At 72.3% G+C, this 25,038-nt stretch carries 22 protein-coding genes, 1 pseudogene and 1 riboswitch; of the genes and pseudogenes, 17 read left to right on the top strand and 6 right to left on the bottom strand.

Annotated features, from left to right (window positions below):
* Nucleotides 1-119: 119 nt before the first annotated feature.
* Complete coding sequence (locus PVE36_RS10245; protein ID WP_277452140.1) at nt 120-1,460, bottom strand: prenyltransferase/squalene oxidase repeat-containing protein; 1,341 nt, start codon at nt 1,458-1,460, stop codon at nt 120-122.
* A 106-nt stretch (nt 1,461-1,566) separates the two neighbouring features.
* Nucleotides 1,567-1,635: riboswitch (cobalamin riboswitch) on the bottom strand.
* A 298-nt stretch (nt 1,636-1,933) separates the two neighbouring features.
* Here PVE36_RS10245 and ileS point away from each other — a divergent pair.
* The 3 genes and pseudogenes from ileS to PVE36_RS10230 all read left to right on the top strand — a co-directional run bounded on the left by ileS (nt 1,934) and on the right by PVE36_RS10230 (nt 6,365).
* Nucleotides 1,934-5,255, top strand: a pseudogene (ileS, locus tag PVE36_RS10240) (isoleucine--tRNA ligase).
* A 31-nt stretch (nt 5,256-5,286) separates the two neighbouring features.
* Nucleotides 5,287-5,664 carry a CidA/LrgA family protein gene (locus PVE36_RS10235; RefSeq protein ID WP_277452139.1) on the top strand — a complete coding sequence of 126 codons (378 nt, stop codon included), beginning with the start codon at nt 5,287-5,289 and terminating at the stop codon, nt 5,662-5,664.
* Entirely contained in the window at nt 5,661-6,365 is a 705-nt protein-coding gene (locus PVE36_RS10230; protein ID WP_277452138.1) for an LrgB family protein, read from the top strand. The genes PVE36_RS10235 and PVE36_RS10230 overlap by 4 nt, the downstream gene beginning before the upstream one ends.
* Here PVE36_RS10230 and PVE36_RS10225 read toward each other — a convergent pair.
* The gene (locus tag PVE36_RS10225) at nt 6,349-6,978 is read right to left on the bottom strand and encodes a hypothetical protein (RefSeq protein ID WP_277452137.1); all 630 of its coding nucleotides are present in this window, start codon (nt 6,976-6,978) and stop codon (nt 6,349-6,351) included. The genes PVE36_RS10230 and PVE36_RS10225 overlap by 17 nt on opposite strands.
* A 23-nt stretch (nt 6,979-7,001) precedes the next feature.
* Complete coding sequence (locus PVE36_RS10220) at nt 7,002-8,426, bottom strand: hypothetical protein (RefSeq protein WP_277452135.1); 1,425 nt, start codon at nt 8,424-8,426, stop codon at nt 7,002-7,004.
* 106 nt (nt 8,427-8,532) lie between these two features.
* On the opposite strand from PVE36_RS10220, the gene PVE36_RS10215 reads away from it, so the two are divergent.
* The gene (locus PVE36_RS10215; RefSeq protein WP_277452133.1) at nt 8,533-8,925 is read left to right on the top strand and encodes a hypothetical protein; all 393 of its coding nucleotides are present in this window, start codon (nt 8,533-8,535) and stop codon (nt 8,923-8,925) included.
* 39 nt (nt 8,926-8,964) lie between these two features.
* Here the strand turns inward: PVE36_RS10215 and PVE36_RS10210 are convergent, their stop codons facing one another.
* The 3 genes from PVE36_RS10210 to PVE36_RS10200 all read right to left on the bottom strand — a co-directional run bounded on the left by PVE36_RS10210 (nt 8,965) and on the right by PVE36_RS10200 (nt 10,457).
* On the bottom strand, nt 8,965-9,483 hold the full coding sequence (locus tag PVE36_RS10210) for an SRPBCC domain-containing protein (protein ID WP_277452131.1): 519 nt from the start codon (nt 9,481-9,483) through the stop codon (nt 8,965-8,967).
* Nucleotides 9,480-9,812: a helix-turn-helix domain-containing protein gene (locus tag PVE36_RS10205; RefSeq protein ID WP_277452128.1), complete on the bottom strand. Its 333-nt coding sequence runs from the start codon at nt 9,810-9,812 to the stop codon at nt 9,480-9,482. Before PVE36_RS10205 ends, PVE36_RS10210 begins: the two co-directional genes overlap by 4 nt.
* Nucleotides 9,813-9,908: 96 nt before the next feature.
* A complete protein-coding gene (locus tag PVE36_RS10200) occupies nt 9,909-10,457 on the bottom strand; it encodes an XRE family transcriptional regulator (RefSeq protein WP_277452126.1) in 549 nt (182 codons plus the stop codon).
* Nucleotides 10,458-10,534: 77 nt separating this feature from the next.
* On the opposite strand from PVE36_RS10200, the gene PVE36_RS10195 reads away from it, so the two are divergent.
* From PVE36_RS10195 to PVE36_RS10135, 13 genes are all read left to right on the top strand, one after another.
* Nucleotides 10,535-12,127 (top strand): bifunctional NAD(P)/FAD-dependent oxidoreductase/class I SAM-dependent methyltransferase, encoded by a 1,593-nt coding sequence (locus PVE36_RS10195; protein ID WP_277452124.1) that lies wholly within the window; start codon nt 10,535-10,537, stop codon nt 12,125-12,127.
* A 19-nt stretch (nt 12,128-12,146) separates the two neighbouring features.
* Nucleotides 12,147-13,592 (top strand): folylpolyglutamate synthase/dihydrofolate synthase family protein, encoded by a 1,446-nt coding sequence (locus tag PVE36_RS10190; RefSeq protein WP_277452123.1) that lies wholly within the window; start codon nt 12,147-12,149, stop codon nt 13,590-13,592.
* Between the two features lie 41 nt (nt 13,593-13,633).
* The gene (locus tag PVE36_RS10185; protein ID WP_277452121.1) at nt 13,634-14,044 is read left to right on the top strand and encodes a DUF4233 domain-containing protein; all 411 of its coding nucleotides are present in this window, start codon (nt 13,634-13,636) and stop codon (nt 14,042-14,044) included.
* Nucleotides 14,044-14,874 carry an undecaprenyl-diphosphate phosphatase gene (locus PVE36_RS10180; protein ID WP_277452120.1) on the top strand — a complete coding sequence of 277 codons (831 nt, stop codon included), beginning with the start codon at nt 14,044-14,046 and terminating at the stop codon, nt 14,872-14,874. The genes PVE36_RS10185 and PVE36_RS10180 overlap by 1 nt, the downstream gene beginning before the upstream one ends.
* Nucleotides 14,875-14,899: 25 nt before the next feature.
* On the top strand, nt 14,900-15,322 hold the full coding sequence (gene ndk, locus PVE36_RS10175) for a nucleoside-diphosphate kinase (RefSeq protein WP_277455816.1): 423 nt from the start codon (nt 14,900-14,902) through the stop codon (nt 15,320-15,322).
* Between the two features lie 40 nt (nt 15,323-15,362).
* A complete protein-coding gene (locus tag PVE36_RS10170; RefSeq protein WP_277452119.1) occupies nt 15,363-16,370 on the top strand; it encodes a rod shape-determining protein in 1,008 nt (335 codons plus the stop codon).
* On the top strand, nt 16,370-17,131 hold the full coding sequence (locus PVE36_RS10165) for a hypothetical protein (RefSeq protein ID WP_277452117.1): 762 nt from the start codon (nt 16,370-16,372) through the stop codon (nt 17,129-17,131). The genes PVE36_RS10170 and PVE36_RS10165 overlap by 1 nt, the downstream gene beginning before the upstream one ends.
* Complete coding sequence (mreD, locus tag PVE36_RS10160; RefSeq protein ID WP_277452115.1) at nt 17,128-17,616, top strand: rod shape-determining protein MreD; 489 nt, start codon at nt 17,128-17,130, stop codon at nt 17,614-17,616. Before PVE36_RS10165 ends, mreD begins: the two co-directional genes overlap by 4 nt.
* Nucleotides 17,613-19,610: a penicillin-binding transpeptidase domain-containing protein gene (locus tag PVE36_RS10155; protein ID WP_277452114.1), complete on the top strand. Its 1,998-nt coding sequence runs from the start codon at nt 17,613-17,615 to the stop codon at nt 19,608-19,610. Before mreD ends, PVE36_RS10155 begins: the two co-directional genes overlap by 4 nt.
* A 67-nt stretch (nt 19,611-19,677) precedes the next feature.
* Nucleotides 19,678-21,069: a dihydrolipoyl dehydrogenase gene (gene lpdA, locus PVE36_RS10150; protein ID WP_277452113.1), complete on the top strand. Its 1,392-nt coding sequence runs from the start codon at nt 19,678-19,680 to the stop codon at nt 21,067-21,069.
* Nucleotides 21,070-21,299: 230 nt separating this feature from the next.
* Complete coding sequence (locus PVE36_RS10145) at nt 21,300-23,252, top strand: M6 family metalloprotease domain-containing protein (RefSeq protein WP_277452111.1); 1,953 nt, start codon at nt 21,300-21,302, stop codon at nt 23,250-23,252.
* Nucleotides 23,253-23,260: 8 nt separating this feature from the next.
* Nucleotides 23,261-24,103 (top strand): hypothetical protein, encoded by an 843-nt coding sequence (locus PVE36_RS10140; RefSeq protein ID WP_277452109.1) that lies wholly within the window; start codon nt 23,261-23,263, stop codon nt 24,101-24,103.
* Nucleotides 24,100-25,014, top strand: a complete 915-nt coding sequence (locus PVE36_RS10135) for a hypothetical protein (RefSeq protein WP_277452108.1) — start codon at nt 24,100-24,102, stop codon at nt 25,012-25,014. Before PVE36_RS10140 ends, PVE36_RS10135 begins: the two co-directional genes overlap by 4 nt.
* The last annotated feature ends 24 nt before the right edge of the window (nt 25,015-25,038 follow it).

Raw genomic sequence — 25,038 nt, 5'->3', positions numbered from 1 at the left:
GACGACGACCGTCACCCCGCTCGGGCCGCTGCAGCCAGCCGCCTGCGCGGGCGCGGCCAGGGCGAGGCCACCGCCCGCGAGGAGGGCGGCGGCGGTGAGTCGGGCCGTGGCGAGCAGCATCAGCTGTGCTGCGAGGCCGCGCGACGTCGGACGACGACGACCACGGCGGCGGTCAGGCCACCCGCACCGAGTGCGAGCAGGAGGTCGGGCGTGCCGGTGGTGGCACCGTCGGTCTGCACGACCTCCGGGCGCTCCGGCTCGGGAGCAGCGGTGTCCCCGGCCGCCTCGTCGGCGGGACCGCCCGTGGCCTCGTCGGTCGACTCGGTGGCGCTGTCGGTCGGCTCGGTCGTGTTGTCGGCGGCGGGACCGTCCGTGGCGTCGTCGGTCGGCTCGGTGGTCGCGCACTCGAGCGTCGGCGTGGCCGCAGACTGACCCGCGGCGCTGACCGTGGCGTAGGACTCGTCGGTCTGGCCCAGGATCGCCTGGGCGGTGGTGCGGGTGATGGTGCCGTCCGGCTGCGCGTCGGCTCCCTGGGCGGTGGCGGCGTCGAAGTCGGCCCGGTTGTAGGCGATCCCACCGGCCAGTGCAGGGGTGTCGCAGCCGAAGGTCAACGACTCGAGGTACTGCAGCGCCCGGGTGCGGGCGTCGTCGCGGCCGGCGAGGCGGAAGGCGACGGCGGCCAGACCGGCGCTGTTGGCGTTGACGCCCTCGGTGGTGGTCCCGCCCGCGACGCCGCCGTCAGCGCCCTGGCGGCCGACGAGGTACTCGGCAGCGTCCTGGACGCTCGCGTCGTGCCCCCCGACCACGTCGAGTGCCTGGACGGCGGTCGACGTGGCATCGGGGTCGGAGACGCACGCGTCGTCGTCGGGCTCGTCGGGCTTGTCGAAGGTCAGCCGGAAGCCACCGTCGTCACACTGCTGTGCGAGCAGGAAGTCCACGGCGGCGGTGGAGGGGTTGACGTCGGCGCGCTCGAGCCCGATGAGGGCGAAGGACTGTCCCAGGGTGTTGGAGTAGTCGCCGTACTCCGACTGGTCGGCGAACTGGCCGTTGCCCTGCTCGAGCGAGCGCAACTGCGCGACGAGGTCGACGCCGGCAACGTCCCGGGGGTCGAGACCCCGGGCGCCGGCGAAGGTCAGCAGCTTGGCGGTCGCGGCCGCGTACGCCTCCTCGCCGGAACCGATGTAGTCGCCCGAGTTGGCGACGACCCAGTCGGTGGCGGCCGCGGCCGCGTCACCACCGGTCCCCGCAGCGCTCATGCCGAGGACGGCGTCGATGGTCAGGCCGTGGTCGGCGTAGCTCTGCCCGCCGGCCTCGACGAGCAGGCGGTCGTCGCCGTCGGCGAGCCGGTCGGCGAGGTAGTGCACGGAGGCGTCCGGGGCGGCGGCGGACGCAGCAGGAGCCAGGGCCAGGCCCACGGCGCCGAGGGAGGCGGTGAGGGCGAGGGTGGAGACGGAACGCATGGTGCGACCTTTCGAGCTGGGACCGACTGGTCGTGACCCGGGCGCTGTGCGCGTCTGGGGCTCGACCCGTTGTCCTCGACGGGTGTGGCGGAGCCTCGCGATCCGTGGGTGTTCCGGCTGGCCGACGAGCGGCTTCACGGTTGCGGGACAGCGCCGGATTCGCACCGGCTTCCCCCAACGGGTCGCGTCTGCCTCTCGGCAGTGCTGTGGCCATGCTACCCGCTGCCCTACACTGGGTGACCACAGGCGTTCGAGCCGTCATCAGCGGCGAGCCTTCCGGAAGAACGAGTGCCGGCGGCACTTCACTAGACCCGGACGGGTGGTCACGTCACGACCGATCGACCAAGAGCGGTCTCCTCCCTTCGTCCGAAGGGGGCGGGGCAAGCGGGGTGGTACCGCGGTGCGTGTGCTGAGGCAACGTCATCGTCCTCGTGGCAGGAGCTGACCACGCCGACCACCCCGGAGCCGCCGCGATGACCTACCCCAGGGTCTCCACCACCGACGCGACCACCGTCGCCTCTTCCCCGTCCTTCCCGGACATCGAGCAGCACGTGCTGCGCTACTGGGAGGCCGACGGCACCTTCCAGGCCTCGATCGACCAGCGTGACCCCGGCACGGACGGGGCGAACGAGTTCGTCTTCTACGACGGACCCCCCTTCGCCAACGGCCTGCCGCACTACGGTCACCTGCTCACCGGCTACGTCAAGGACGTCATCCCGCGCTACCAGACGATGCGCGGCAAGCGGGTCGAGCGCCGCTTCGGGTGGGACACCCACGGGCTGCCGGCCGAGCTCGAGGCGATGCGCCAGCTCGGCCTGAAGACCACGGACGAGATCCGCGAGCTCGGTATCGAGAAGTTCAACGAGGCCTGCCGCGAGTCGGTGCTGAAGTACACGGGGGAGTGGCGCGACTACGTCACCAGGCAGGCGCGCTGGGTCGACTTCGACAACGACTACCGCACGCTCAACCCCGGCTTCATGGAGTCGGTCATCTGGGCCTTCAAGTCGATGTACGACAAGGGTCTGGTCTACGAGGGCTTCCGCGTGCTGCCGTACTGCTGGCAGGACGAGACCCCGCTGTCCAACCACGAGCTGCGCATGGACGACGAGGTCTACCAGCAGCGCCAGGACCCCTCGGTCACCGTCGGCCTGCGGATGGACACGACCGGCGAGGACCCGGTGCTCGACGGTGCCCACCTCCTCGTGTGGACGACGACCCCGTGGACCCTGCCGAGCCACCTGGCCGTCATGGTCGGCTCCGAGATCGACTACGTCGTCGTCGAGGCGCCGGTGCCGGGCGTCGAGGGCGAGTCCGCGCGCTACCTGCTCGCCGAGGCCCGGCTGGGTGCCTACGCCCGCGAGCTCGGTGACGAGCCGAGGGTCCTCGGCCGCTACACCGGTGCCCAGCTCGTCGGACGCACCTACACGCCGCCGATGTCGTACTACGCCGGCCACGAGAACGCCTTCCGCGTCGTCGCCGCCGACGATGCCGTGACGACCACCGACGGTTCCGGCCTGGTGCACACCGCCGGTGCCTTCGGTGAGGTCGACAAGGAGGTCACCGACCGCGAGGGCATCGAGGCGGTCATGCCGGTGGCCAAGGACGGGACCTTCACCGCGCCCGTCACCGACTACGCCGGTCTGCTCGTCTTCGACGCCAACGGCCCGATCATCGACGCGCTCAAGGCCACCACCCGCGGGGAGCAGACCGACTCGGTCACCCCCGGGACCATCCTCCTGCGCCGCGAGTCCTACGAGCACTCCTACCCGCACTGCTGGCGCTGCCGCCAGCCACTGATCTACAAGGGTGTCGAGTCCTGGTTCGTCGAGGTCACGGCGATCAAGGACCGGATGCTCGCCAACAACGAGCAGATCACCTGGACGCCCGAGCACGTCAAGCACGGCCAGTTCGGCAGGTGGCTGGAGAACGCCCGCGACTGGTCGATCACCCGCAACCGCTTCTGGGGCAGCCCCGTCCCGGTGTGGAAGTCCGACGACCCGGCCTTCCCGCGGATCGACGTCTACGGCTCCTTCGACGAGATCGAGCGCGACTTCGGTCGCCTGCCGGTCGACGCGGACGGCCGGCCGGACCTGCACCGCCCCTTCGTCGACGACCTGACCCGTCCCAACCCGGACGACCCGAGCGGCCGGAGCACGATGCGCCGCGTCGAGGACGTGCTCGACGTGTGGTTCGACTCCGGGTCGATGAGCTACGCGCAGGTGCACTACCCGTTCGAGAACGCCGAGTGGTTCGAGCACCACTTCCCGGGCGACTTCATCGTGGAGTACATCGGCCAGACGCGGGGCTGGTTCTACACCCTGCACGTGCTGGCGACCGCGCTCTTCGACCGCCCGGCCTTCTCCTCGTGCATCAGCCACGGGATCGTCCTGGGCAACGACGGGCAGAAGATGTCGAAGTCGCTGCGCAACTACCCGGACGTCTCCGAGGTCTTCGACCGCGACGGCGCCGACGCCATGCGCTGGTTCCTCATGTCCAGCCCGATCCTGCGCGGCGGCAACCTCGTCGTCACCGAGCAGGGGATCCGCGAGGGCGTGCGCCAGGTCCTCATCCCGCTGTGGAACAGCTACTCGTTCTTCTCCCTCTACGCCAACGCCCTGGGCGGTTCTGGGGGATCCGGCTACGAGGCGAGGTGGTCGACCGACTCCACCGACCCGCTGGACCGCTACCTGCTGGCCAAGCTGCGCGAGTTCGTCCAGGAGACGACCACGCGCCTGGACGACTACGACATCGCCGGTGCCTGCGACACGACCCGTTCCTTCACCGACGTGCTGACCAACTGGTACATCCGGCGCAGCCGCGAGCGGTTCTGGGCCACCGGGGAGGCAGGTGAGAGCGCCCTGACCGACGCGCAGCGCGCCTGCGACACCCTCTACACCGCCCTCGAGGTCCTCACCCGGGTGGCCGCCCCCCTTCTCCCGCTGACGGCCGAGGAGATCTGGCGCGGCCTGACGGGGGCGCTCGGTCCACCTGGCCGACTGGCCGGACGCCGACCTGCTGCCGGCCGACCACGACCTCGTCGTGGCGATGGACACCGCCCGGGCGGTCTGCTCCTCGGCCAGCGCGCTGCGCAAGTCCAACAAGCTGCGCAACCGCCTGCCCCTGCGCGACCTCACCGTCGTCGTCCCGGACGCCGCGGTGCTCGCCGACTTCGGCGCGATCATCGCCGACGAGGTCAACGTCCGTCAGGTGAGCCTGCTCGACATCGCCGACCCGGCCGCCGAGCAGTTCGGCGTGAGCCGGAAGCTGGCCGTGAACGCGCGTGCCGCCGGCCCGCGCCTGGGCAAGCAGGTCCAGATGGCAATCAAGGGCTCGAAGTCGGGTGACTGGTCGGTGGCCGAGGACGGCACCGTCACCTCCGGCGGGATCGAGCTGGTCGAGGGCGAGTACACGCTCGAGACCGTCGCGGCCGATGACGAAGGGAGCCAGCGCGCCACCGCGATGCTCCCCGGCTCCGTGGGCGGTTTCATCGTCCTCGACACCGAGGTCACCGAGGAGCTGGCCGCCGAGGGCCTGGCCCGCGACGTCATCCGCGCGGTCCAGCAGGCCCGCCGCGACGCCGGGTTGGAGGTCTCGGACCGGATCAGCCTGACCATCACCGGCAGCCAGCCGGTCTGGGAGGCGGTCGCCACCCACCAGAACCTCGTCGTCGAGGAGACGCTCGCGAGCCAGTTCGGCTCCGCGCCGACCCTCGAGGCGCTGCCCCTGGGCGACGGTGTCGCCGAGGCCGATCTGTCCGGCAGCGAGCGGGTGCGGATCAAGGTGAGCAGGCTCTGAGGCGCCGGGGACGACGTGTGACGATGGCCGGATGATCAACGGCGCGCTGTGGTTGCTCGGCTGCCAGCTCGTGGGCGAGGTGGTGGTGCGCTGGCTCGGCCTGCCCGTCCCCGGTCCGGTGCTGGGCATGGTGCTGCTCTTCGGCGTGCTGTCGGTGCGCCGCCCGGGCCCGGGGTCGGGGACCCTGCGCGTGGCCGACGGCCTGCTGCGCCACCTGCAGCTGCTCTTCGTCCCGGTGACGGTCGGGATCATGGTGCACGCGGCGGCCATCCGGGAGCAGTGGGTGCCGGTCACCGGCGGACTGGTCCTCTCCTGGGCGGCCGGGCTGGTGACCGTGGCCGGCCTCGCGACGCTGCTCGTGCGCCGGCGCGGCGTCACCGGTGGGGCAACGCCCGGGGAGGCCTCGTGAGCGCCGCCCTGGAGTACCTGCGGACGTCGCCGCTGACGTGGATCGTCGTCACGCTGCTCGCCTACCGGGTCGGGGTGTGGTTGCGGGACCGCACGGGCGGTCACCCCCTGGCCCAGCCGGTCTTCATCGCCGCCGGCCTCGTCATGGCCCTGGTCGCCGCCGTCGACATCGACTACGGGACGTACATGGAGGGCGGGCTGCTCATCCACGTGCTGCTCGGGCCGGCCACGGTGGCGCTGGCGGTCCCGCTCCACCGCCAGGCGCACCACCTCAAGGAGATGTTCGTGCCCCTCCTGGTGGCACTGCCGGTGGGCACCGTGGTGTCCATCGGCTCCGCGGTGCTGATGGTCCGGGCGCTGGGCGGGGACCGGGCGCTCGAGCTCACCGTGGCCCCCAAGTCGGCGACGACACCGGTGGCGATCGGGATCGCCGAGCAGATCGGCGGCGTGCCGGCGCTCGTCGCGGTCTTCACGATGCTCGCCGGGCTGCTCGGTGCCGTCCTGGGGCCCGGCCTGCTCGACCGGCTGCGCATCCGGGACCACCGCACGCGGGGACTGGCGCTGGGGGCCGTGTCGCACGGGGTCGGCACCTCGCGCGCCCTGCACGACCACCCCACGGAGGGCGCCTTCGCCGGGCTGTCGATGGGGCTGACCGCCTTGCTGACCAGCCTGCTCGTCCCCCTGGTCATCGCCCTGCTCTGAGCTCCCTCGTCACCCAGTCCACCGGTGCCGCCGGGTCGGGCTCGTACCAGCAGTGGGTGCCCGTACGGATGCGGGCGCGCAGGTGCGCGGCCGCCTCGGGATGGTGCTCCACGAGTGTCGTGATGGCATACCGGATCGCCCGCGTGACACTGGTCCGGGCCCGCTCGGTCGAGCCTCCGGTGGTGCGCTCACGGCCACCCAGTCCGGTGGCCCGGGCCAGCTCCGCGACCAGGTACTCACGATCCGCGTGCGCCTGCTCGGAGCGGACGGCATCTCCACGGACGTCCGCGTCGGCGATGTCGGCCTCGATCTCGCCCAGACGTCGCCGGTAGGCGGCCCGCGCGCGGTCGTCGAGGACGGGCAGGCCCGCATCCGGGCCGTGGCGGGTCGGCAGCTCGCGGTGGTCGAGGGAGCGGGGCTGGCCGGGGCCAGCCTCGACGAGGTCGATGGCCGGGATGTGCGTCCCCGGTGCCTCGAGCAGGCGGGCGAGGGCGCGGTGCCCCGTGAGGTCGCGGACGACGACCTCACGGCCGAGGAACCCGACGGTCCGCCGTCCACCGGTCGCGGTGAAGGTCCCGCCGAGGGCCGGCCGGGTGGGCGAGGTGAGCGGCACGTCGCGGAGGGCGACCGGTCGCGTCAGCGAGCGTGCCCAGTACGAGGGCCCGAATCGCGCGAAGCCCGAGGACGCCGTGGCCCACGACCGCGCTGCGCCGTCCTCGTCGCCGAGCTGTGCGAGCGCCTGTCCCAGGACGCCCCTCGCGCAGCTGGACTGGAAGGCCTCCTCGATCCGGTCGAAGAGCTCGGCCGCGTGCCTCGCCCGTTCCCGTGCCCGGCCAGGGTGTCCCGTGGCGAGCTCGACCCGGGCCTCGGTGAGCGCGAGGGCCGCCTCGCGGCCGGGGCTCGGGAACCGTCGGGCCGTCTCGGCGAAGTGCCGGGATGCGGCAACCGCCGTCGTGGTGTCCCCGCGCACCGCGGCGATCTCCGCCTGCGCCTCCAGCAGGGGAGCCAGCCGCAGCTCGCCGAAGGGGGTTGCTCCTTCGAGGGGACGTGGGCCGGCTCGGCGAGGGCCGCGGCGATCTCCCGTGCCGCCGCGTCCGCGTCCCCGCAGGCGAGCGCCAGGAGGGCCGCGCCCGGCTGCGGTGCCCACCCGTGGTGCTCCGCGGCGTCGAACGCCTCCATCGCCCCGCTGACGTCACCGCGGCGCAGTCGGATGGTCCCCAGCTCGGTCAGCGGCCAGCCGAACTCGCGGCGCATCCACGGACGCAGCTCCGCACACGCTGCCAGGGCCTCTGCCTCGGCCGCACTCCCGGGCCCCGACTGACGCAGCAGCTCGGCCTTGTGCAACCGGCAGCGGCCGTGGATCGTGCCGAAGCCGCGCTCGCCACGCCACTCGTCCATCACCACGGTCCACTCGCGGGCCCGCTCGTGGTCGCCGACCCCCTGGGCGGCGCAGATCACCTCGCACATCAGCATCCCGGAGGCGAGGTCCTCGAGCTCCCCGGACATCAGTGTCGACCCCACCTCGTCCAGGAGCGCCAGGCCCTGCTCGACCTCGCCGTCGAGGATGGTCAGGCGCGCCTGGGCCAGGCGCCCGAAGGCGACCGGCAGCGAGAGGCCGAGCTCGGATCCCACGGCGACGGCCACCCGGGCGTGGCGGGCGGCGGCGTCGACGTCCCCGGACAGGAAGCGCTCGTAGGTGAGCACCGCGGCCATCATCGCGCCGGCCCCGGTCGGCTCGTCGACGCCCTCGAGGGCACGGCCCGCGCGGGCCACCCACCCGCGGACCGGAGCCATCAGGCCGGTGTCGATGAGCAGGAAGAGGGCCGCGCTGGCGGCGGCAGCGGCTGCACCGGCGGGGTCAGCGCACTCGAGCCGCACGGCGTAGAGACGCTCCCAGGCGCCGACGCACCCCTCGAGGTCACCCGCCCCGTAGGCCGCCTGCGCCCGCAGCTCCAGGGCGACCTGACCCTCCGGTCCCGTCGCGGCGTCCAGCAGCGTCAGTGCCCGGGCCCACTCGCCGTGGGCGAGGGCCGTGCTGACGTCGGACCACTCTTGCGCCATGTCCCCTCCCAGGAGCCACGCACCGCCTTGTCACAGTGTGACAGCGCCGTGTCACGCCCATCAGGTGCCAAGACACACGGCCTTGCCAGGGCGAGGCGCACAGGAGATGACGATCATGCACATCCTCAAGGACAAGATCCCCGTCCGCATCGACGCACCCGGTGCGGTGGCACGCCATCAGCAGGACTTCGGTGCGGCCTCGGGCACCATGGCAGCGGAGTACTTCTCGCTCGCCGCCGGGACCGACATCGCGCCGCTTCTCAAGGGCCTCCACAACGACATGTGCTACGCGCCGCACTGGGGCTACGTCCTCGCCGGCGAGGTCGAGGTCAGCTATGCCAAGGGTGGGTCGGAGCGGTGCTCCGCCGGTGACGCCTTCCACTGGCCCGGTGGGCACAGCGTGCGGGTGCTCAGCGACGCGGAGGTCATCCTCTTCAGCCCGGCCGAGCTGCACGCCGAGGTGATCGACCACATGAAGGGGGTCATGGGGCTCGCCTGAGCGCGAAGGGGGCCGGGACCGGCCCCCTTCGCGCTGCGGTCAGGAGGCGGAGGCCTGGCGCTCCCACGCGCCCGACTCCATGGGAGCCCCCGTCTCGAGGACCGACTTGATGCCGGACAGGACCCACGGCCAGCCGCCGCCACCGGCGCCCATCGGGTCGGGGTTGCCGGCGACCTGCTCGGCCGTCTGCGGCCGGCCCGTGAGGTCGTGGGTCAGCGTGAGGCGGGTCGCCCCGTCCGCCGTGGGCTCGATGTCCCAGGTGACGGTGCCCGGCTCCTCGTCCGGGATCCACACCGGGGCCCAGGTCTGCACGAGGCGACGGGGTGGGTCGGCCTCGAGGACCTCACCGGTGACGACGACCTCGGGCATGCCCATGGAGCGCATCTCCTCGCTCGCCCGGTGCTCGTAGTGCCCGCCCGGCTCCAGCTCGTAGGACACGTCGCCGGTGTACCCGTAGAGCCGGCTGAACTCCGGGGTGGTGATCGCCGCCCAGACCTGCTCGGGGCTGGCGTTGATGAAGATGCGGTGGATCTGCACCGCCTGCTGCGTCTCGCTCATGACTCGTCCTCCAGTGCTCTCTTGAGATCCAGCAGCGCGGAGGCCCGCACCGCCGTGTACTTGTCGATCCAGCGGTCGTGGATCGCCTGGATGGGGACGGCGTTGAGGAAGTGGCGCTTGCTCCGCCCCTGCTTGCGGGAGACGACGAGGTTCGCTTCCTCGAGCAGCCGGAGGTGCTTGGCCACCCCGAACCTCGTCATTTCCGTGTGCTCCCGCACGACCTCCTCCAGCTCGGACTGGGTACGCCCGTCCTGCTCGAAGAGCGCGTCCAGCAGCAGCCGGCGGGTGGGATCCGCCAGCGCCCTGAACACGAGGTCGTCATCGGTCACGACATCGACAATAGGTGACCAAAAGGTCACGTGTCAACGGTCTGCGGTCGGTCGTGTGGTCTTCCGGTTCGTCATGCTCGACCCGTAGACGCATCCCTAGTCGTCGCGGTGCACTCGGTGCCCGCCCTGGTCGAAGATCATGATGACCTCGGCCGGGCCGCCGACTGCGGCGAAGGAGTGCGGCGTCATCGTCTCGAACTCGGCCGCCTCGCCCGTCTCCACCATGACGGTGCGCTCCCCGAGGAAGAGCTGGATCCGTCCCTCGAGGACGAAGAACCAGTCGTGGCCCGGGTGGACGCGCTGCCGCGGCCTGGTCGTCGCCGGCTCGAGACGGACCTTCATCGCCGCCGTCGTGCCCGTGGCCTTGGTGAGCATCCACGTCGTGCGACCGTCCTCGTGCGTCGGTGCCGGGCGGATGACCACGTCCTCGTCGATGTCCTCGGCGAGCAGCATCTCCACGTCCGTGCGCAACGCGCGGGCCAGGGGGAGGAGCACGTCGAGGCTGATCGCCCGCTTACCCGTCTCGATGCGGCTGATCGTCGAGGGGCTGAGGTGGGAGCGAGCGGCGAGGTCGTCGAGGGAGAGGGACTGCGCTGTGCGCAGCCCGCGCAGTCGGGTGCGGACGGTCTGCTCGATCTCGCTCATGGGGCCCTCTCGGTTCGATCTTGCCAATAGTGCAAGAAGGTATGCAGTATACGCTAGAGCGGCCTACGCTGAACGTCATGAGCACCCACGACCACAGCACCCCGTCCGTCATCGAGCGACACGTCGACGTGGCCGTCGTCGGCGGTTCCGCCGCGGGCCTCGCCACGACCTTGCAGCTCTCCCGCCAGTGTCGGTCGGTGATCGTCATCGACTCCGGCGAGCCCCGGAACGCGCCCGCCGACCAGATGCACAGCTACCTCGGCCACGAGGGTCGCTCGCCCGCGGACTTCCTGCGGATCGCGCGTGAGGAGGTGCGCTCCTACGGCGCCGAGGTGCTCACCGGTCGCGCCGTCGACGTGACCCGCGAGGACGGCGGCTTCCGTGTCGCACTCAGTGGTGGACACGTGGTCCACGCCCGCCGGGTCGTCGCCGCGACCGGCCTGAGCGACGAGCTCCCCGACCTGCCCGGCCTGGCCGAGCACTGGGGTGGCGCGGTCATCCACTGCCCTTTCTGCCACGGCTACGAGGTCCGGGACGAGCGCCTCGTCGCGCTCGTGACCTCGCCGATGGGTCTGCACCCGCTGCCGCTGCTGCGTCAGCTCACCGGTGACCTCACCGTCCTGGTCCACGAGGGTGTGGCCGCGGATGACCCGCAGCTGCAGCTGTTGCGCGAGGCGGGGGTGAAGGTCGTCGTGGCGCGGGCCGAGCGGGTCCTCAGTGACGACGCCGGCGCGCTCAGCGGAGTCCGCCTCGCGGACGGCAGCTTCATCGAGGCCGACGCGATGCTCATCGGGACCCGACTGCATGCCCGGGTCGCCCCCTTCGCCGGGGTGGGGCTGACGGCCGGCGAGCACCCCACCGGAATCGCCACGCACGTCGAGGCCGACCCGATGACGGGCGCCACGGCTGCCCCCGGGGTCTACGCCGTCGGCACGCTCGCCGAGCCGATGCTGCAGGTCCTGCCGACCGCCGCGGCCGGCACGCGGGTGGGCAGCATGATCAGCTTCGACCTCGCGCAGGAGGACCTGCAGGCAGCGGCACGGCCGAACGCGCACGCCGCGGACTGGGACGGTCGCTACTGCGGTGGCCTGCAGTGGAGCGGCAACCCCAACGGCTCCCTCGTCGCCGAGGTCGAGGGGCTGGCGCCGGGGTCCGCTCTCGACGTGGGAGCGGGCGAAGGGGGCGACGCCCTCTGGTTGGCCCAGCAGGGGTGGCGGGTGACGGCCAGCGACATCTCCGAGCTCGCGTTGGAGCGAGTCGGTGCGGCGGCAGGGGAGCGGGGCCTGCGGATGGAGCGCCTCCGGGCCGACGCGAATGCGGCCGATCCCTTTGGCGGGAAGCAGTACGACCTCGTCACCGCGGCGTACGCGTCCCTCCCGCGGACGCCCGACGGGCGCGGCGTGGCCAACGTGCTCGACGCCGTGGCGCGCGGTGGTCGCCTGGTGGTCATCAACCACGACACGCACGACATGGACCTGGCCGGCGGTGATGTCGAGCAGACGCGCCCCTTCGACCACGAGGCCTTCGTCGACACCGGCGAGTTCCTCGCCGCGATCAGGGGACGTGCGGGGTGGGTCATCGAGGCCGGGGAGCGTCGGACCCGTCCGGCCGGCGCCCTCTCCACGCAGCACGTGCACGACGTGGTCCTGCATGCACGACGCACTGCCTGACGATGGGACAATCTCCCGCATGAGCCCAGCCCCCGACGCCCAGCAGCGACAGGCCGCCGACGAGCTCGAGCTGCGCAAGCGGATGCGCGAGGTCGAGGACGGGATCCTCGCCCGCGCGCCCGAGCACGACCTCCAGCCCAGCCTCGACCGCATCCGGGCGGTCATGGACCTGCTCGGGGAGCCGCAGCGCGCACTGCCGGTCATCCACATCACCGGCACGAACGGCAAGACCTCGACCGCGCGGATCATCGAGTCGATCCTGCGCGAGTCCGGCCTGAAGACCGGCCGCTTCACCTCCCCGCACCTGCAGGACATCCGCGAGCGCATCACCATCGGTGGTGAGCTGATCACCCGCGAGGCCTTCCTCGACGCGTGGGCGGACATCGCCCCCTTCGTCGACGCGGTCGACACCCGCTCGGTCTCGGAGGGCGGGCCGCGGATGACCTACTTCGAGGTCCTGGTCGCCCTCGCCTACACCGCCTTCGCCGATGCCCCGATCGACGTCGCGATCGTCGAGGTCGGCATGGGCGGCTCCTGGGACGCGACCAATGTCGTCGAGGCGGACGTCGCCGTCATCACCCCGATCGGTGTCGACCACCAGCACTTCCTCGGCGACTCGGTCCAGGACATCGCCCACGAGAAGGCCGGGATCATCCACCCCGACGCCATCGTCGTCTCCGCGCCCCAGGACCCGGACGTCGCCGCCATCCTCGCCGACCGCGCGGAGGAGGTGGGCGCCCGGCTGGCCGTCGCGGGCACCGACTTCGGCGTGCTCGAGCGCGAGGTCGCCGTCGGCGGTCAGATGGTCTCCCTCCGCGGCCTCGCCGGTGACCACCCCGACCTGGTGCTCAACCTCCATGGGGCGCACCAGGCGGACAATGCCGCGCTCGCCGTGGCGGCCGTGGAGGCCTTCCTCGGCGGGGGGGAGCAGCCGCTGGCCGAGGAGGTGCTCGCCGCCGGCCTCGCCGCGGCCACCTCACCCGGCCGCCTGGAGATCGTGCGCCGCAGTCCCACGGTCATCGTCGACGCCGCCCACAACCCGCACGGGGCCGCCGTCCTCGCCGAGGCGCTCAAGGACTCCTTCACCTTCGGCCGCCTGGTCGGGGTGATCTCGATCTTCACCGACAAGGACGTCGTCGGGATCCTCGAGTCGCTCGAGCCGGCACTGGACGAGGTCGTCATCACCCGCAGCACCTCCCCGCGGGCGATGCGCCCGTCCCGTCTCGGCGAGATCGCCGGGGAGGTCTTCGGTGACCACCGCGTCACCGTCATCGACGAGCTGCCGGACGCGCTGGACCACGCCGCGCAGCTGGCCGACGAAGGGGGCGTGTCCGGGGGCGTCGTCGCCACCGGCTCGATCGTCACGGTCGGCGAGGTGCGCCTGCTCCTCGGGGTCACGGAGGTCGAGGCGCCGGTGAAGCAGCCGGAGGTCCAGCCGCTCGAGCTGCCGGACGGTGACGACTGACGGATGTGGCGCACGGCCGCGCGCGACATACCCTGTCGTCCGTGACTTCTGACAGGACCCCGCCCGATCGGGCGCGCCCGCAGGGCAAGTTCATGTGGCGCATGCTCGCCGCCGTCCTCGGTGGGCAGGCCTTGGTCATCTTCTTCGGGGCGCTGACCGCACGCGGGCTCAACCCGGACCAGCAGCCGGTCGTCGCCGGCCTGACCCCCTTCGCCCTGATGAGCGCGCTCGCGGTCCTCGCGGTCGTCGCGGCCGGCCTGATGAAGCGTCCCTTCGGCCCGGCCCTGGGGTGGATCGTGCAGGTCCTGTCGATCCTCTCCGGTGTCTGGGTGACGATGATGTTCCTCGTCGGCATCCTCTTCGCGGTGCTGTACGGGTACTGCCAGCGCGTGGGGCGCCGGGTCGACCGTGAGCAGATCGCCCGGGCCCTCGAGCAGCAGCAGGAGCGCTGATGGACTACCTGACCGCCCTGATCCTGGGCCTGGTGCAGGGGCTGACCGAGTTCCTCCCGATCTCCTCCAGCGCCCACATCTCGATCGTCGGGCAGCTGATCGGCCAGGACGACCCCGGCGCGGCCTTCACGGCGATCACCCAGCTCGGGACCGAGACCGCGGTGCTCATCTACTTCTGGCGGGACATCGTCACGATCATCCGCCAGTGGTGCCTCGCGCTCGTGGGCAAGGTCCCCCAGAGCGACCCCGACGTGCGCATGGGGTGGCTCGTCATCGCCGGCAGCATCCCCATCGGTGTGCTCGGCCTGCTCTTCAAGGACCAGATCGAGACCGACCTGCGGAGCCTGTGGATCACCGCCACGATGCTGCTCGTCTTCGCGCTGGTCATCATGGTGGCCGAGCGGGTCGGCCGGCAGGAGCGCCGGCTGACGGAGCTGACGTGGAAGCACGGCATCTTCTACGGGCTGTGGCAGGCGCTGGCACTCGTCCCCGGTGTCTCGCGCAGCGGCGGGACGATCGCCGGTGGTCTCTTCATGGGGTACACCCGCGAGGCCGCGGCCCGCTACTCCTTCCTGCTCGCCATCCCCGCCGTGCTCGCCTCCGGCGGACTGCAGGTCGTGGAGGTCCTGCGCGGGGAGGCCGAGGGCTCGGGTGCCAACTGGGGTCCGATCTGGGCGGCGACGGCCGTGGCGTTCGCCGTCGGCTACGCCGTCATCGCGTGGTTCATGCGGTACATCACCACGCACACCTTCACCCCCTTCATGATCTACCGCATCGTCCTCGCCCTGGGCCTGTTCGCCCTGCTGGGCACGGGCACCATCGCGGCGTGACTACGCTGGGCCCGTGACCGAGACCATGCAGACCGAACGCTCCCTCATCCTCGTCAAGCCCGACGGTTTCCGTCGTGGCCTCACCGGCGAGGTGATCCGCCGGATCGAGGCGAAGGGGTACACCCTCGCCGCGCTCGCGGTGGTCACCCCGACGCGCGAGCAGCTCGCCGCCCACTACGCGGAGCACGAGGGCAAGCCCTTCTACGAGCCGCTGCTGGAGTTCATGTCCTCCGGTCCGGCCGCGGCCGTGGTCATCGAGGGCGAGGAGTGCATCAAGGGCTTCCGGTCCCTCGCCGGTGCGACCAAGCCGACCGAGGCGGCCCCGGGCACGATCCGCGGCGACCTCGGCCGCAAGTGGTCCGGCACGGTCGACGAGAACATCGTGCACGGCTCGGACTCCCCGGAGTCCGCCGAGCGCGAGATCGGCATCTGGTTCCCCGGCCTCTGAGGTGGCCGGGGGGACGCGCCTGCGCCGTGCCTTCCAGGGCATGTCGCGCGATCTCGCGATCGACCTGGGGACCGCCAACACCCTGATCCACTCGCGGGAGCGGGGCGTGGTCCTCGACGAGCCCAGCGTGGTCGCCCTGAGCGTCGAGACCGGCGAGCTCGTGGCTGCCGGTCGCCGGGCGAAGGAGATGCTCGGCCGCACCCCCGGGGCGGTGCGCGCCGTCCGCCCCCTGCGGGGTGGGGTCATCAGCGAGCCCGACGCCGCCGAGCAGATGCTGCGCTGGTTCACCGAGCGTGTCGGCATGTCGAGCATCGTGCGCCCCCGGGTCGTCGTGTGCATCCCCAGTGACATCACGGGCGTCGAGCGGCGGGCCGTCGAGGAGACGGCCCTGCGCGTCGGAGCCCGACGGGTCTACCTCGTCGAGGAGCCGATGGTGGCCGCGATCGGCGCCGGGCTCCCGGTGACCGACACCCGGGCCTCGATGGTCGTCGACATCGGCGGCGGGTCGACCGACGTGGCCGTGATCGCGCTCGGGGGGATCGTCGCCTCCCGCAGCACCCGCACGGCCGGTGACGCGGTGGACGAGGCGATCGCCGACCACGTGCGCCGCGACCTCTCGCTGCTGCTGGGCGAGCGCAGCGCCGAGGACATCAAGGTCACGGTCGGGTCGGCCTTCCCGCTCGCGACCGAGGTGAGCACCCGGGTGCGCGGACGCGACCTGGTCACCGGACTGCCCAAGACGGTCGACGTGGGCTCGGCCGAGATCCGTCGGGCCATCGCGCAGCCCATCGGGACGGTCATCGCCCTCGTGCGCGAGGTGCTCGACCGCTGCCCGCCGGAGCTGGCGGGGGACGTCCTCGAGCGCGGGATCACCCTCACCGGCGGGGGTGCGCTCCTGCGTGGGCTCGACGAGCGGATGCGCCACGAGCTCGGGGTCCCGGTCACCGTCGCCCACGCGCCGTTGCGCGCGGTCGCCCGGGGTGCCGGACGGTGCATCGACGACTTCGCCGCCCTCCGGCCCGTCCTCGTCGACGGGCACCGCTTCTGATGCGTCGTCTGCTGCTCGCCCTGCTGGCCCTGACCCTCGTCGTCCTCCTCGCGGACGTCGCCGGAGCGCCCCTGGGCCCCCTGCGGGGGGCGGGCGCCGCCGTCCTCGGCCCGGTCGAGCGCCTCGTCGCGCCGGGAGGGGACCGCGTCGACGCCCTGGCGCGCGAGAACCTGCGCCTGGAGGAGCAGGTGCGCCGCCTCGAGGAGCAGCGCCGGGTCGCCTCGCAGGCCGACGACCTCCCGGTCACGGGGATCACGACGACGACGGCCCGGGTCGTGGCCCTCGAGCGCGCCGGGGCGTCCGGCCCCGAGCGCGTCACCATCGACGTCGGGCGACGGGACGGGGTCCGGCCCGACAGCGCCGTCATCGCCCCGGGGGCCTCGTCGGTCGCGTCGTGGAGGTCGGCAGGTGGAGCTCCGACGTCGAGGTCATCGGCTCCCCCGCGCCGGGGTCGGCGTGCGCACCGGGGCGAAGGGGGTCATCGGCACCCTGACCGGGTCCGACCCCACCACCTCCCACGACGCGGACGAGCTCGTCGTCACCCAGCTCGGGCGCGACGCCGTCGGGGCCGGCGACGAGGTCGTCACCCTGGGCAGCCCGAATGGCCGCCCCTACCCGCCGGGCATCACCGTCGGCACCGTCACGGACGTCGAGCGTCCCCCGGCGCGCTCACCGACACCGCCCGCGTCGACCCGGCCGTCGAGCTGACCTCGCTCGACGTCGTCGCCGTCGTCACCGGCCGGGAGGAGCCCCCGTCGTGACCGGACTGCGTTGGCCCCTGCGGCTGCTGCTCCTCGCAGCGGCGCTCGTCGCCGTGCTCGCTCTGGGCGCGCGCGGGGTGGTCACCCCGCCGGACCTCGTCCTCGTCGTCGTCGTCGGCGTCGCGCTCGTGTCGGGGTCGTGGGCCGGCGCACTGACGGGTCTCCTCGGCGGGTGGCTGCTCGACCTCGCCCCGCCCGTGGCCGACCCGCTCGGGGTCTCCGCCCTCGGGTACGCGGCCGCGGGATGGCTCGCCGGGACGGCCCGTCGCCGTGCCGGTCACCCGTGGTGGTGGCCGGTCCCCGTCACCGCTGCCGCGGTGGTCGTCGCCCGCGCGCTCCCGGTGCTCGTCGACCTGGCCAGCGCCCGCCCGATCGCCTGGGGCGCTCTCGCGTGGGAGGTCCTCGCCACGGCGACCGTCGGGCTCGTGCTCGTCGGGCTCGTCGGGCGGTTGGAGGCGGCGCTCGTCACCCGGCGGTGGGCATGAGCCGCGCCGCCCCCCGCCTGCAGGTGCGCATGCTCGCCTCGCTCGGGGTCCTGCTCCTGCTCGCGGGGGTGCTGCTCGGACGGCTCGGGCAGCTGCAGCTGACCGACCACGAGGAGGCCGACGGCGTCAGCGGCCCCGTGACGGCGGTCGTCCCCCTGCCCGCGCTGCGTGGTCGCATCCTCGACCGCCACGGGCGGCCGATCGTCGACAACGCGGTGCGCACCGACGTCACCATCGACCGGGCGGCGCTCGCCGACGCCGAGGACGGCGGACGCGCGACCGTCCGTCGCGTCGCACGGGCGCTGGACCTCCCCTTCGCCCGCCTGTGGGGGAGGACCACCCTCTGCGGCGCCCCGGGGGCAGCCGACCCACCGCTGTGCTGGCCGGGGTCGCCCCTGGTGCCGGTACCCCTCGCGGTCGACGTCGACCCCGGGCGGGCCGCCGCGTTCGGCGAGCGTCCGGAGCGCTATCCGGGCGTGAGCGTGACGACCCAGCCGGTGCGCTCCTACCTCGGGGCCGACGGAGGTGGCGCCGCGCAGACCATCGGCTACCTGACCCGGCCGACGGCGGAGGCCGTGGCGGAGTCGGACGGGGCGATCACCGGTGAGGGCCTCGTCGGGGCCGCGGGCCTGGAGCTGCAGTACGACGAGGTGCTGCGCGGTCGCCCCGGGCACCGCACGGTGCGCGTCGACGCCCGCGGCCTCGCCATCGAGGAGGCCGACCGCACCGAGCCCACCCCCGGCAAGGACCTCGTGACGTCCCTCGACCGGGGGGTGCAGCGGGTGACGGAGGAGGCGCTCGCCGAGGGGGTGCAGGCCGCCCGCGATCGCGGGGACGCGGCCGACACCGCCGCGGCGGTCGTCCTCGACCTGCGGGACGGCGGGATCGTCGCCTCGGCCAGCCTGCCGACCTACGACCCCTCGGTCTGGTCCCGGGGAGTGACCCAGCAGGAGTACGACCGCCTGACGAAGGGGGCGGACAGCCCCCTCATCGACCGCGTCAGCACCGTGGCGCAGCCGCCGGCGTCCACCTTCAAGGTCGTCTCCCTGCCGGGAGCGGTCGCCTCCGGGGTCGACCTCGACGAGCAGGTCAACTGCTCCTCGTCCCACCGGATCGGCGACCGCACCTTCAGCAACTACGAGTCGCGCTCCTACGGCTGGATCTCGTGGCGCCGGGCGATCACCGTCTCCTGCGACACCGTCTTCTACCGCGTGGCCGAGGACGTGTGGCGCGCCCAGGGTGGCCCGGACGCCGAGGACGACGGCGGCGACCCGCTCATCCGCACCGCCCGGCAGCTCGGTCTCGGGTCGCCCACGGGCGTCGACCTCCCCGCCGAGTCGGCGGGTCGCATCCCCGACCGGGAGTGGAAGCAGGAGTGGTGGGAGAGCACGAAGGAGGAGTCCTGCCGGCGTGCGGAGATCGGGTACCCGGACATGGCCGATCGTGCCGACGCGCGCTACCTCGAGGCGCTGGCCCGGGAGAACTGCGAGAGCGGACACCTCTTCCGCCCGGGTGACGAGGCCAACCTGTCGATCGGGCAAGGCGACGTCACCGCCACCCTGCTGCAGATGTCGACCGTCTTCGGCACCATCGCCCGGGACGGGCGGGTCCCGTCCCCGCACCTGGGGCGGGCGACCGTCACGGCCGACGGGCGCCGCACCGCCCTGGCCGTCGGGGACTCGGGCAGCATCGAGCTGCCGGGGCAGTCGGGGGACCTGCTGCGCCGGGCGCTGCAGGACGTCGTGGCCGAGCCCGACGGCACCGCCCACTCCGCCTTCGCCGGCTTCCCGCTGCGCGAGTGGCCGGTCGCGGGCAAGACCGGGACCGCCGAGGTCCACGGGAAGCAGGACACCGCCTGGTTCGTCTCGTACGCGCCCGTCGATGCCCCCCGGTACGTCGTCGGGGTCGTCGTCTCGCAGGGCGGGACCGGCGGGGCGACGGCGGCGCCGGTCGCCCGGGAGATCCACGAGGAGCTCGCCCGGGGTGAGCGCTGACCGGCGCCGGTCGACCGGGTACGACCTGCGTGGTGCACGCCACGTTCTGGTGGTTAGGCTGTCCCGCATGGCTGACTTCGACCTCGTAGTGCTCGGTGCAGGACCCGGTGGATACGTCGCGGCGATCCGCGCAGCGCAGCTCGGCAAGAGCGTTGCCGTCGTGGAGAAGCAGTACTGGGGTGGTGTCTGCCTCAACGTCGGGTGCATCCCCAGCAAGGCGCTGATCAAGAACGCCGAGCTGGCGCACACGCTGACGCACGACAAGAAGAAGTTCGGCATCGAGGGCGACGCCACGATGTCCTACGGCCCGACGCACAAGCGCTCCCGCCAGGTGAGCGACGGCATCGTCAAGGGCGTCCACTTCCTGATGAAGAAGAACAAGATCACCGAGATCGACGGCTGGGGCACCCTCACCTCGGCCACGTCGATGGACGTCGAGCTCAACGACGGCGAGACGAGGTCGGTGACCTTCGACAAGCTGATCATCGCCAGCGGGGCCACGACCAAGATGCTCCCCGGTGTCGAGGTCAGCGACAACGTCGTCACCTACGAGGAGCAGATCCTCGACGAGAACCTGCCGGGCTCGATGATCATCGCCGGCTCCGGAGCGATCGGCGTCGAGTTCGCCTACGTCATGAAGAACTTCGGCGTGGACGTGACGATCGTCGAGTTCCTCGACCGGATGGTCCCCACCGAGGACCCGGCCGTCTCCAAGGAGCTGCTCAAGCACTACAAGAAGCTCGGCGTGAAGGTCATGCTCTCGACCAAGGTCGAGTCCGTCGAGGACACCGGCTCGGGCGTCAAGGTCACCGTGACCGCGAAGGGCGAGGAGCAGGTCCTGGAGGCCGACAAGCTCCTCTCGGCCATCGGCTTCTCGCCGCGCGTCGAGGGCTTCGGTCTGGACGCGGCCGGGGTCGAGGTGACCGAGCGCGGCGCCATCGCCATCGACGAGTACTGCCGCACCAACGTCGAGAACGTCTACGCCGTCGGTGACTGCACCGCCAAGCTGATGCTCGCGCACACCGCGGAGGCCCAGGGCGTCGTCGCAGCCGAGCACATGTCCGGCGCGGAGACGATGCCGGTGGAGTACGACTTCATCCCACGGGCGACCTACTGCCACCCGCAGATCGCCTCCTTCGGCTACAGCGAGGAGCAGGCGAAGGAGAAGGGCTTCGACGTCAAGACCGCGACCTTCCCCTTCAGCGCCAACGGCAAGGCGGTGGGGCTCGGTGACCCGACCGGTTTCGTCAAGGTCGTCGCCGACGCCGAGTACAACGAGATCCTCGGCGCGCACATGATCGGACCCGACGTCACCGAGCTGCTGCCGGCGCTGACCCTGGCCCAGCAGTGGGACCTGACGGCCGACGAGGTCGCCCGGAACGTCTTCGCCCACCCGACCCTCTCCGAGGCGCTCAAGGAGGCCGTCGAGGGGATCGCGGGTCACATGACCCACCTCTGATTGCACGACGACGACGCCCCCGCCGGACTGATCCGGCGGGGGCGTCGTCGTACCCGGGGAAGGGGGGCGCGGGCGCCGCGCCGCGCCCGTCGCGGACCACGCGACCGCTGGGCGACGGGGACGGCCGGCCCCTTGTCGTCACGTGGCGGCGGGAGTGTAATGAAAGGTGCAGTTCTGCTGTTCCCCCGGGCGCAGGGCCGGGGGAGGGGGATCTTTCAGGGGGAGTCATCATGACCGGTTACAGCGATGCCGCACGCCACCACACCGTCCGCGCACACCGCGTGGACGACCTGTGCGTGGTCGCGCCGGCACCAGGGCTCAACGACACGCTCAAGGAGCAGTTCACCAGGTTGCGGGAGCAGGCCCGCGAGCAGGCGATCGGGGGGTTGGCCGGCCAGCTGACCCGCAAGGCCCCCGACCGTGTGGGGTTCGACGACGGACTCATCTTCCCGGGCACGTACTTCCCCACCGGGACCACGGCGGCCGTGGCCCAGCGGGCCGCCCTGGACCGTGCTCCGCTGCGCGGAGACGTGCGGGTCGTCGTCGTCCTCGCCGACTTCTCCGACCGGGAGATGGGCACCGACGTCCACGACCGCTTCGACACGCTCTTCTTCTCGCACGGCACGCTCCCCGACGGGAGCGTGACGGAGTACTTCTCCGACGTGTCCGCAGGACTCGTGACCATCACCGGTGAGGTCGTCGGCCCGTACCGGATGCCGCGGACGCTGGCCGCCTACGCCGGAACCGACAACGGCACCCAGCCCACCACGCCGAACGCCCGGACCCTGGCCGACGACGCCCTCTCCGCGGCCGACGCCGACGTGGACTTCGACCCGTACGACAACGACGGCAACGGGTTCGTCGACGCCTTCATCGTGGTGCATGCCGGTCGGGGCGCCGAGGAGACCGGCGCGGCCGGGGACATCTGGTCCCACAAGTGGGTCCTGCCCTCCCAGCGCACCGTGGACAGCACCAAGGTCTACGCCTACCTCACCATCCCGGAGGACGCGAAGATCGGGGTGAGCGCTCACGAGCTCGGACACCTCGTCTTCGGCTGGCCCGATCTCTACGACACCGACGGCACCTCCGAGGGTGTCGGCAACTGGTGCCTCATGGGAGGCGGTTCCTGGGGAGGCGGTGGGGACCGGCCCACGCACCCCTCCGCCTGGTGCAAGGTCAACCAGGGCTGGGCCAATGTCGTGGTGCAGTCCACCAACGCCACCGTCACCATCAACGACATCAAGACCGGACGCAGTGCCTACCGGTTGTGGAAGGACGGAGGAGGGGGGAACGAGTACTTCCTCGTGGAGAACCGACAGCGCACCGGCTACGACCAGTCGCTGCCCGGCGGCGGCCTGCTCGTCTGGCACATCGACGAGGCCGTCGCGGGGAACAGCAACGAGTCGCACTACAAGGTCGGGCTGCTCCAGGCGGACGGCAACCGGCACCTGGAGCTCAATGCCAACCGCGGTGATGACGGCGACCCCTTCCCGGGCTCGTCGAACAACTCCTCCTTCACGGAGACGACCACCCCGAGCAGCAAGTCCTTCGCGGGGGCGTCCACCTGCGTGGAGATCACGGGCATCCCTGCCGCGGCCGCGTCCATGACCGTCCAGGTGAAGGTGCGCTGCTTCATGCCGCCCAAGTTCAAGGACCTCAAGGACGCCCGCGACGACAGGTGGAAGCGTCGGCCGGACATCGACATCAAGCAGATCAAGGACCTGCGTGACGGCGACAAGCGGTTCAAGGACCTGCGTGACGACGACCTCAAGCCGCTCAAGGACCTGCGGGACAACGATCCGCTGAAGGATCTGCGCGACGGGAAGGGGATGCGCGAGGACAAGTTCCCCGACACCAAGTTCGGTGAGAAGTACGCCGAGGGGCCCTTCTCCTCCGGGTCGGCCGGGTGGGCGACGCCGTCGGGCCACGGCGGGTCGCCGCAGGACCGCACGGCCGAGCGGCTGGACGCTCTCGAGGCGACCGTCCACGCCCTCCTCGCGTCGTGGGGTGGCGCGGCCGCGGACCCGGAGGCGCCGGACGGTGCGGAGCCGTTCATCGGGGAGTCCGAGCGGCCGGACCTGGGGCGCACCAGCGGAGGACCCGACCCCGCAGCGCTCCGGGCGGCGGTCGAGGAGGGGTCGCCGGAGGCGAAGGCGCGCTTCGACACCCTGCCACCCACCTGAGGCCCCCGATGTCCCCGTCGATCCTGCTCATCGCCCCACCCGGTGACGTGGCGGTGGCGGCCCTGGCCGGGCTGCTGCGTCACCGTGGGGTCGGGCGGGTCACCGTGGTCGATGACCGGGAGCTCGCGCGGCACCCCGTGACCCTCAACCCCGAGTCGGGCCCGTGCGCGGTCGAGTCCGCGCTCGACCCTCCGGGGTACGACGTCATCTGGTGTCGCGCGATGACCCTCGGCGCCCGTCCCTTCGCCCGGCCGAGCGACGACGACTACGCAGCAGCGGAGATGCACGCCGTGGGGATGTCGTGGCTGTGGAGCCGACGCGAGGTCGTGGTCAACCGACCGACCCCGAGCGCCCTCTGCGGCACCGTGCCGGACCCCCTGCGCGTCGCCGTCGCCTGCACGGCCGTCGGCCTGTCCACTCCCGACCTGCTGCTCGCCACGGATGCCGCTCGGGTTCCCCCCGGACGGTGGCCCGGTGGGCGACGTCGCAGCTGGCCCGAAGGGGGCGCCCCGCGCCACCTCGACGGGTTCCCGCCCGGCGCCGGCGGTCCTCCGTTGGCCGAGCCCGCCGTCGGCCTGCCGGACATCGCGCCGGGTCGCTGGGACACCCTCGTCTGCGGCAGCGAGGTCGACGCCCCCACGGAGCTGCACGACCCCCTTCGTGCGCTGGTGCGGTCCCTCGACCTGGAGGTGGCCGCGGTCCGGCTGGCACCGCCTGCCGCGGGCGCCGACCGCCCGCAGGTCCTGGGGGTGGACCCGGTGCCCTCGTCGGCCCTCCCCACCCACCTGCTGATGCTGGCCCGGTACCTGGAGCAACGCGCCACGGAGCACGAGGGGCGGCGAGCCGCGTGATCATCGTCGTCGGCAGCCCGGCCGAGCCACCCGTGAGCCTGCTGCTCGATCGTGCCGCCGGCGAGGGGATCGAGGTGCTCCTGCTCGCGGAGGAGGAGGCACACGCCTGGCAGCTGGAGGTCGGGGTGGTCGGTGGGGTGGTCGGGGCGCACGCGGGACCGTACGGGACCAGGGTGGACCTGTCGCAGGCAAGCGGGCTCTACCTCCGGCTCAGCGGTCCCGAGGTCGTGGGACTCCCGCCGGACCCCCTTCGTGACCGTCGGCAGGCAGCGGCGCTCACGGCTCTGGCCGCCTGGGCCGACGTCGCCCCCCTTCGCGTGGCGAACCGGCCCACGGCGATGATGAGCAACACCTCCAAGCCCTACCAGGCGGCCCTGATCCGCTCCCACGGATTCGATGTCCCCGAGACCATCGTCACCAGCGACCCGGAGGCGGTGCGCCACTTCCGGCGGCGGCACGGCCGGGTCGTCTACAAGTCGGTCAGCGGTGTGCGGTCGGTCGTCCACGAGCTGACCGGTCCGCGGCTCGACGACCTCGACCGGGTCCGGCACCTGCCCACCCAGTTCCAGCGATTGGTCGTCGGGACCAACGTGCGGGTGCATGTCGTCGGCGACCGGGTGCACGCCTGCGCCGTCGACTCCGGCACCATCGACTACCGCTATGCCGAAGGGGGTACCGGCGCCACGATGACCCCGGTCGCCCTTCCCGACGAGGTGGCCGATTGCTGCGTCCGTCTCGCCGAGGCCCTCGACCTGCCGCTGGCCGGAGTCGACCTGCTCAGGGACGAGGACGACCGGTGGTGGTGCTTCGAGGTGAACCCCTCACCCGCCTACAGCTCCTTCGAGGAACCGACCGGGATGCCCATCGCGCACTCGCTGGTCACGTGGTTGGCTGGACGTGACGCGGCGTGAGCAGCCGCGTGAGGAGCGAGGAGA

Origin of the sequence: Janibacter sp. DB-40 (assembly GCF_029510815.1) — a bacterium.
Lineage (GTDB): Bacteria > Actinomycetota > Actinomycetes > Actinomycetales > Dermatophilaceae > Janibacter.
This window is presented reverse-complemented; position numbering and strand designations above follow the sequence as displayed.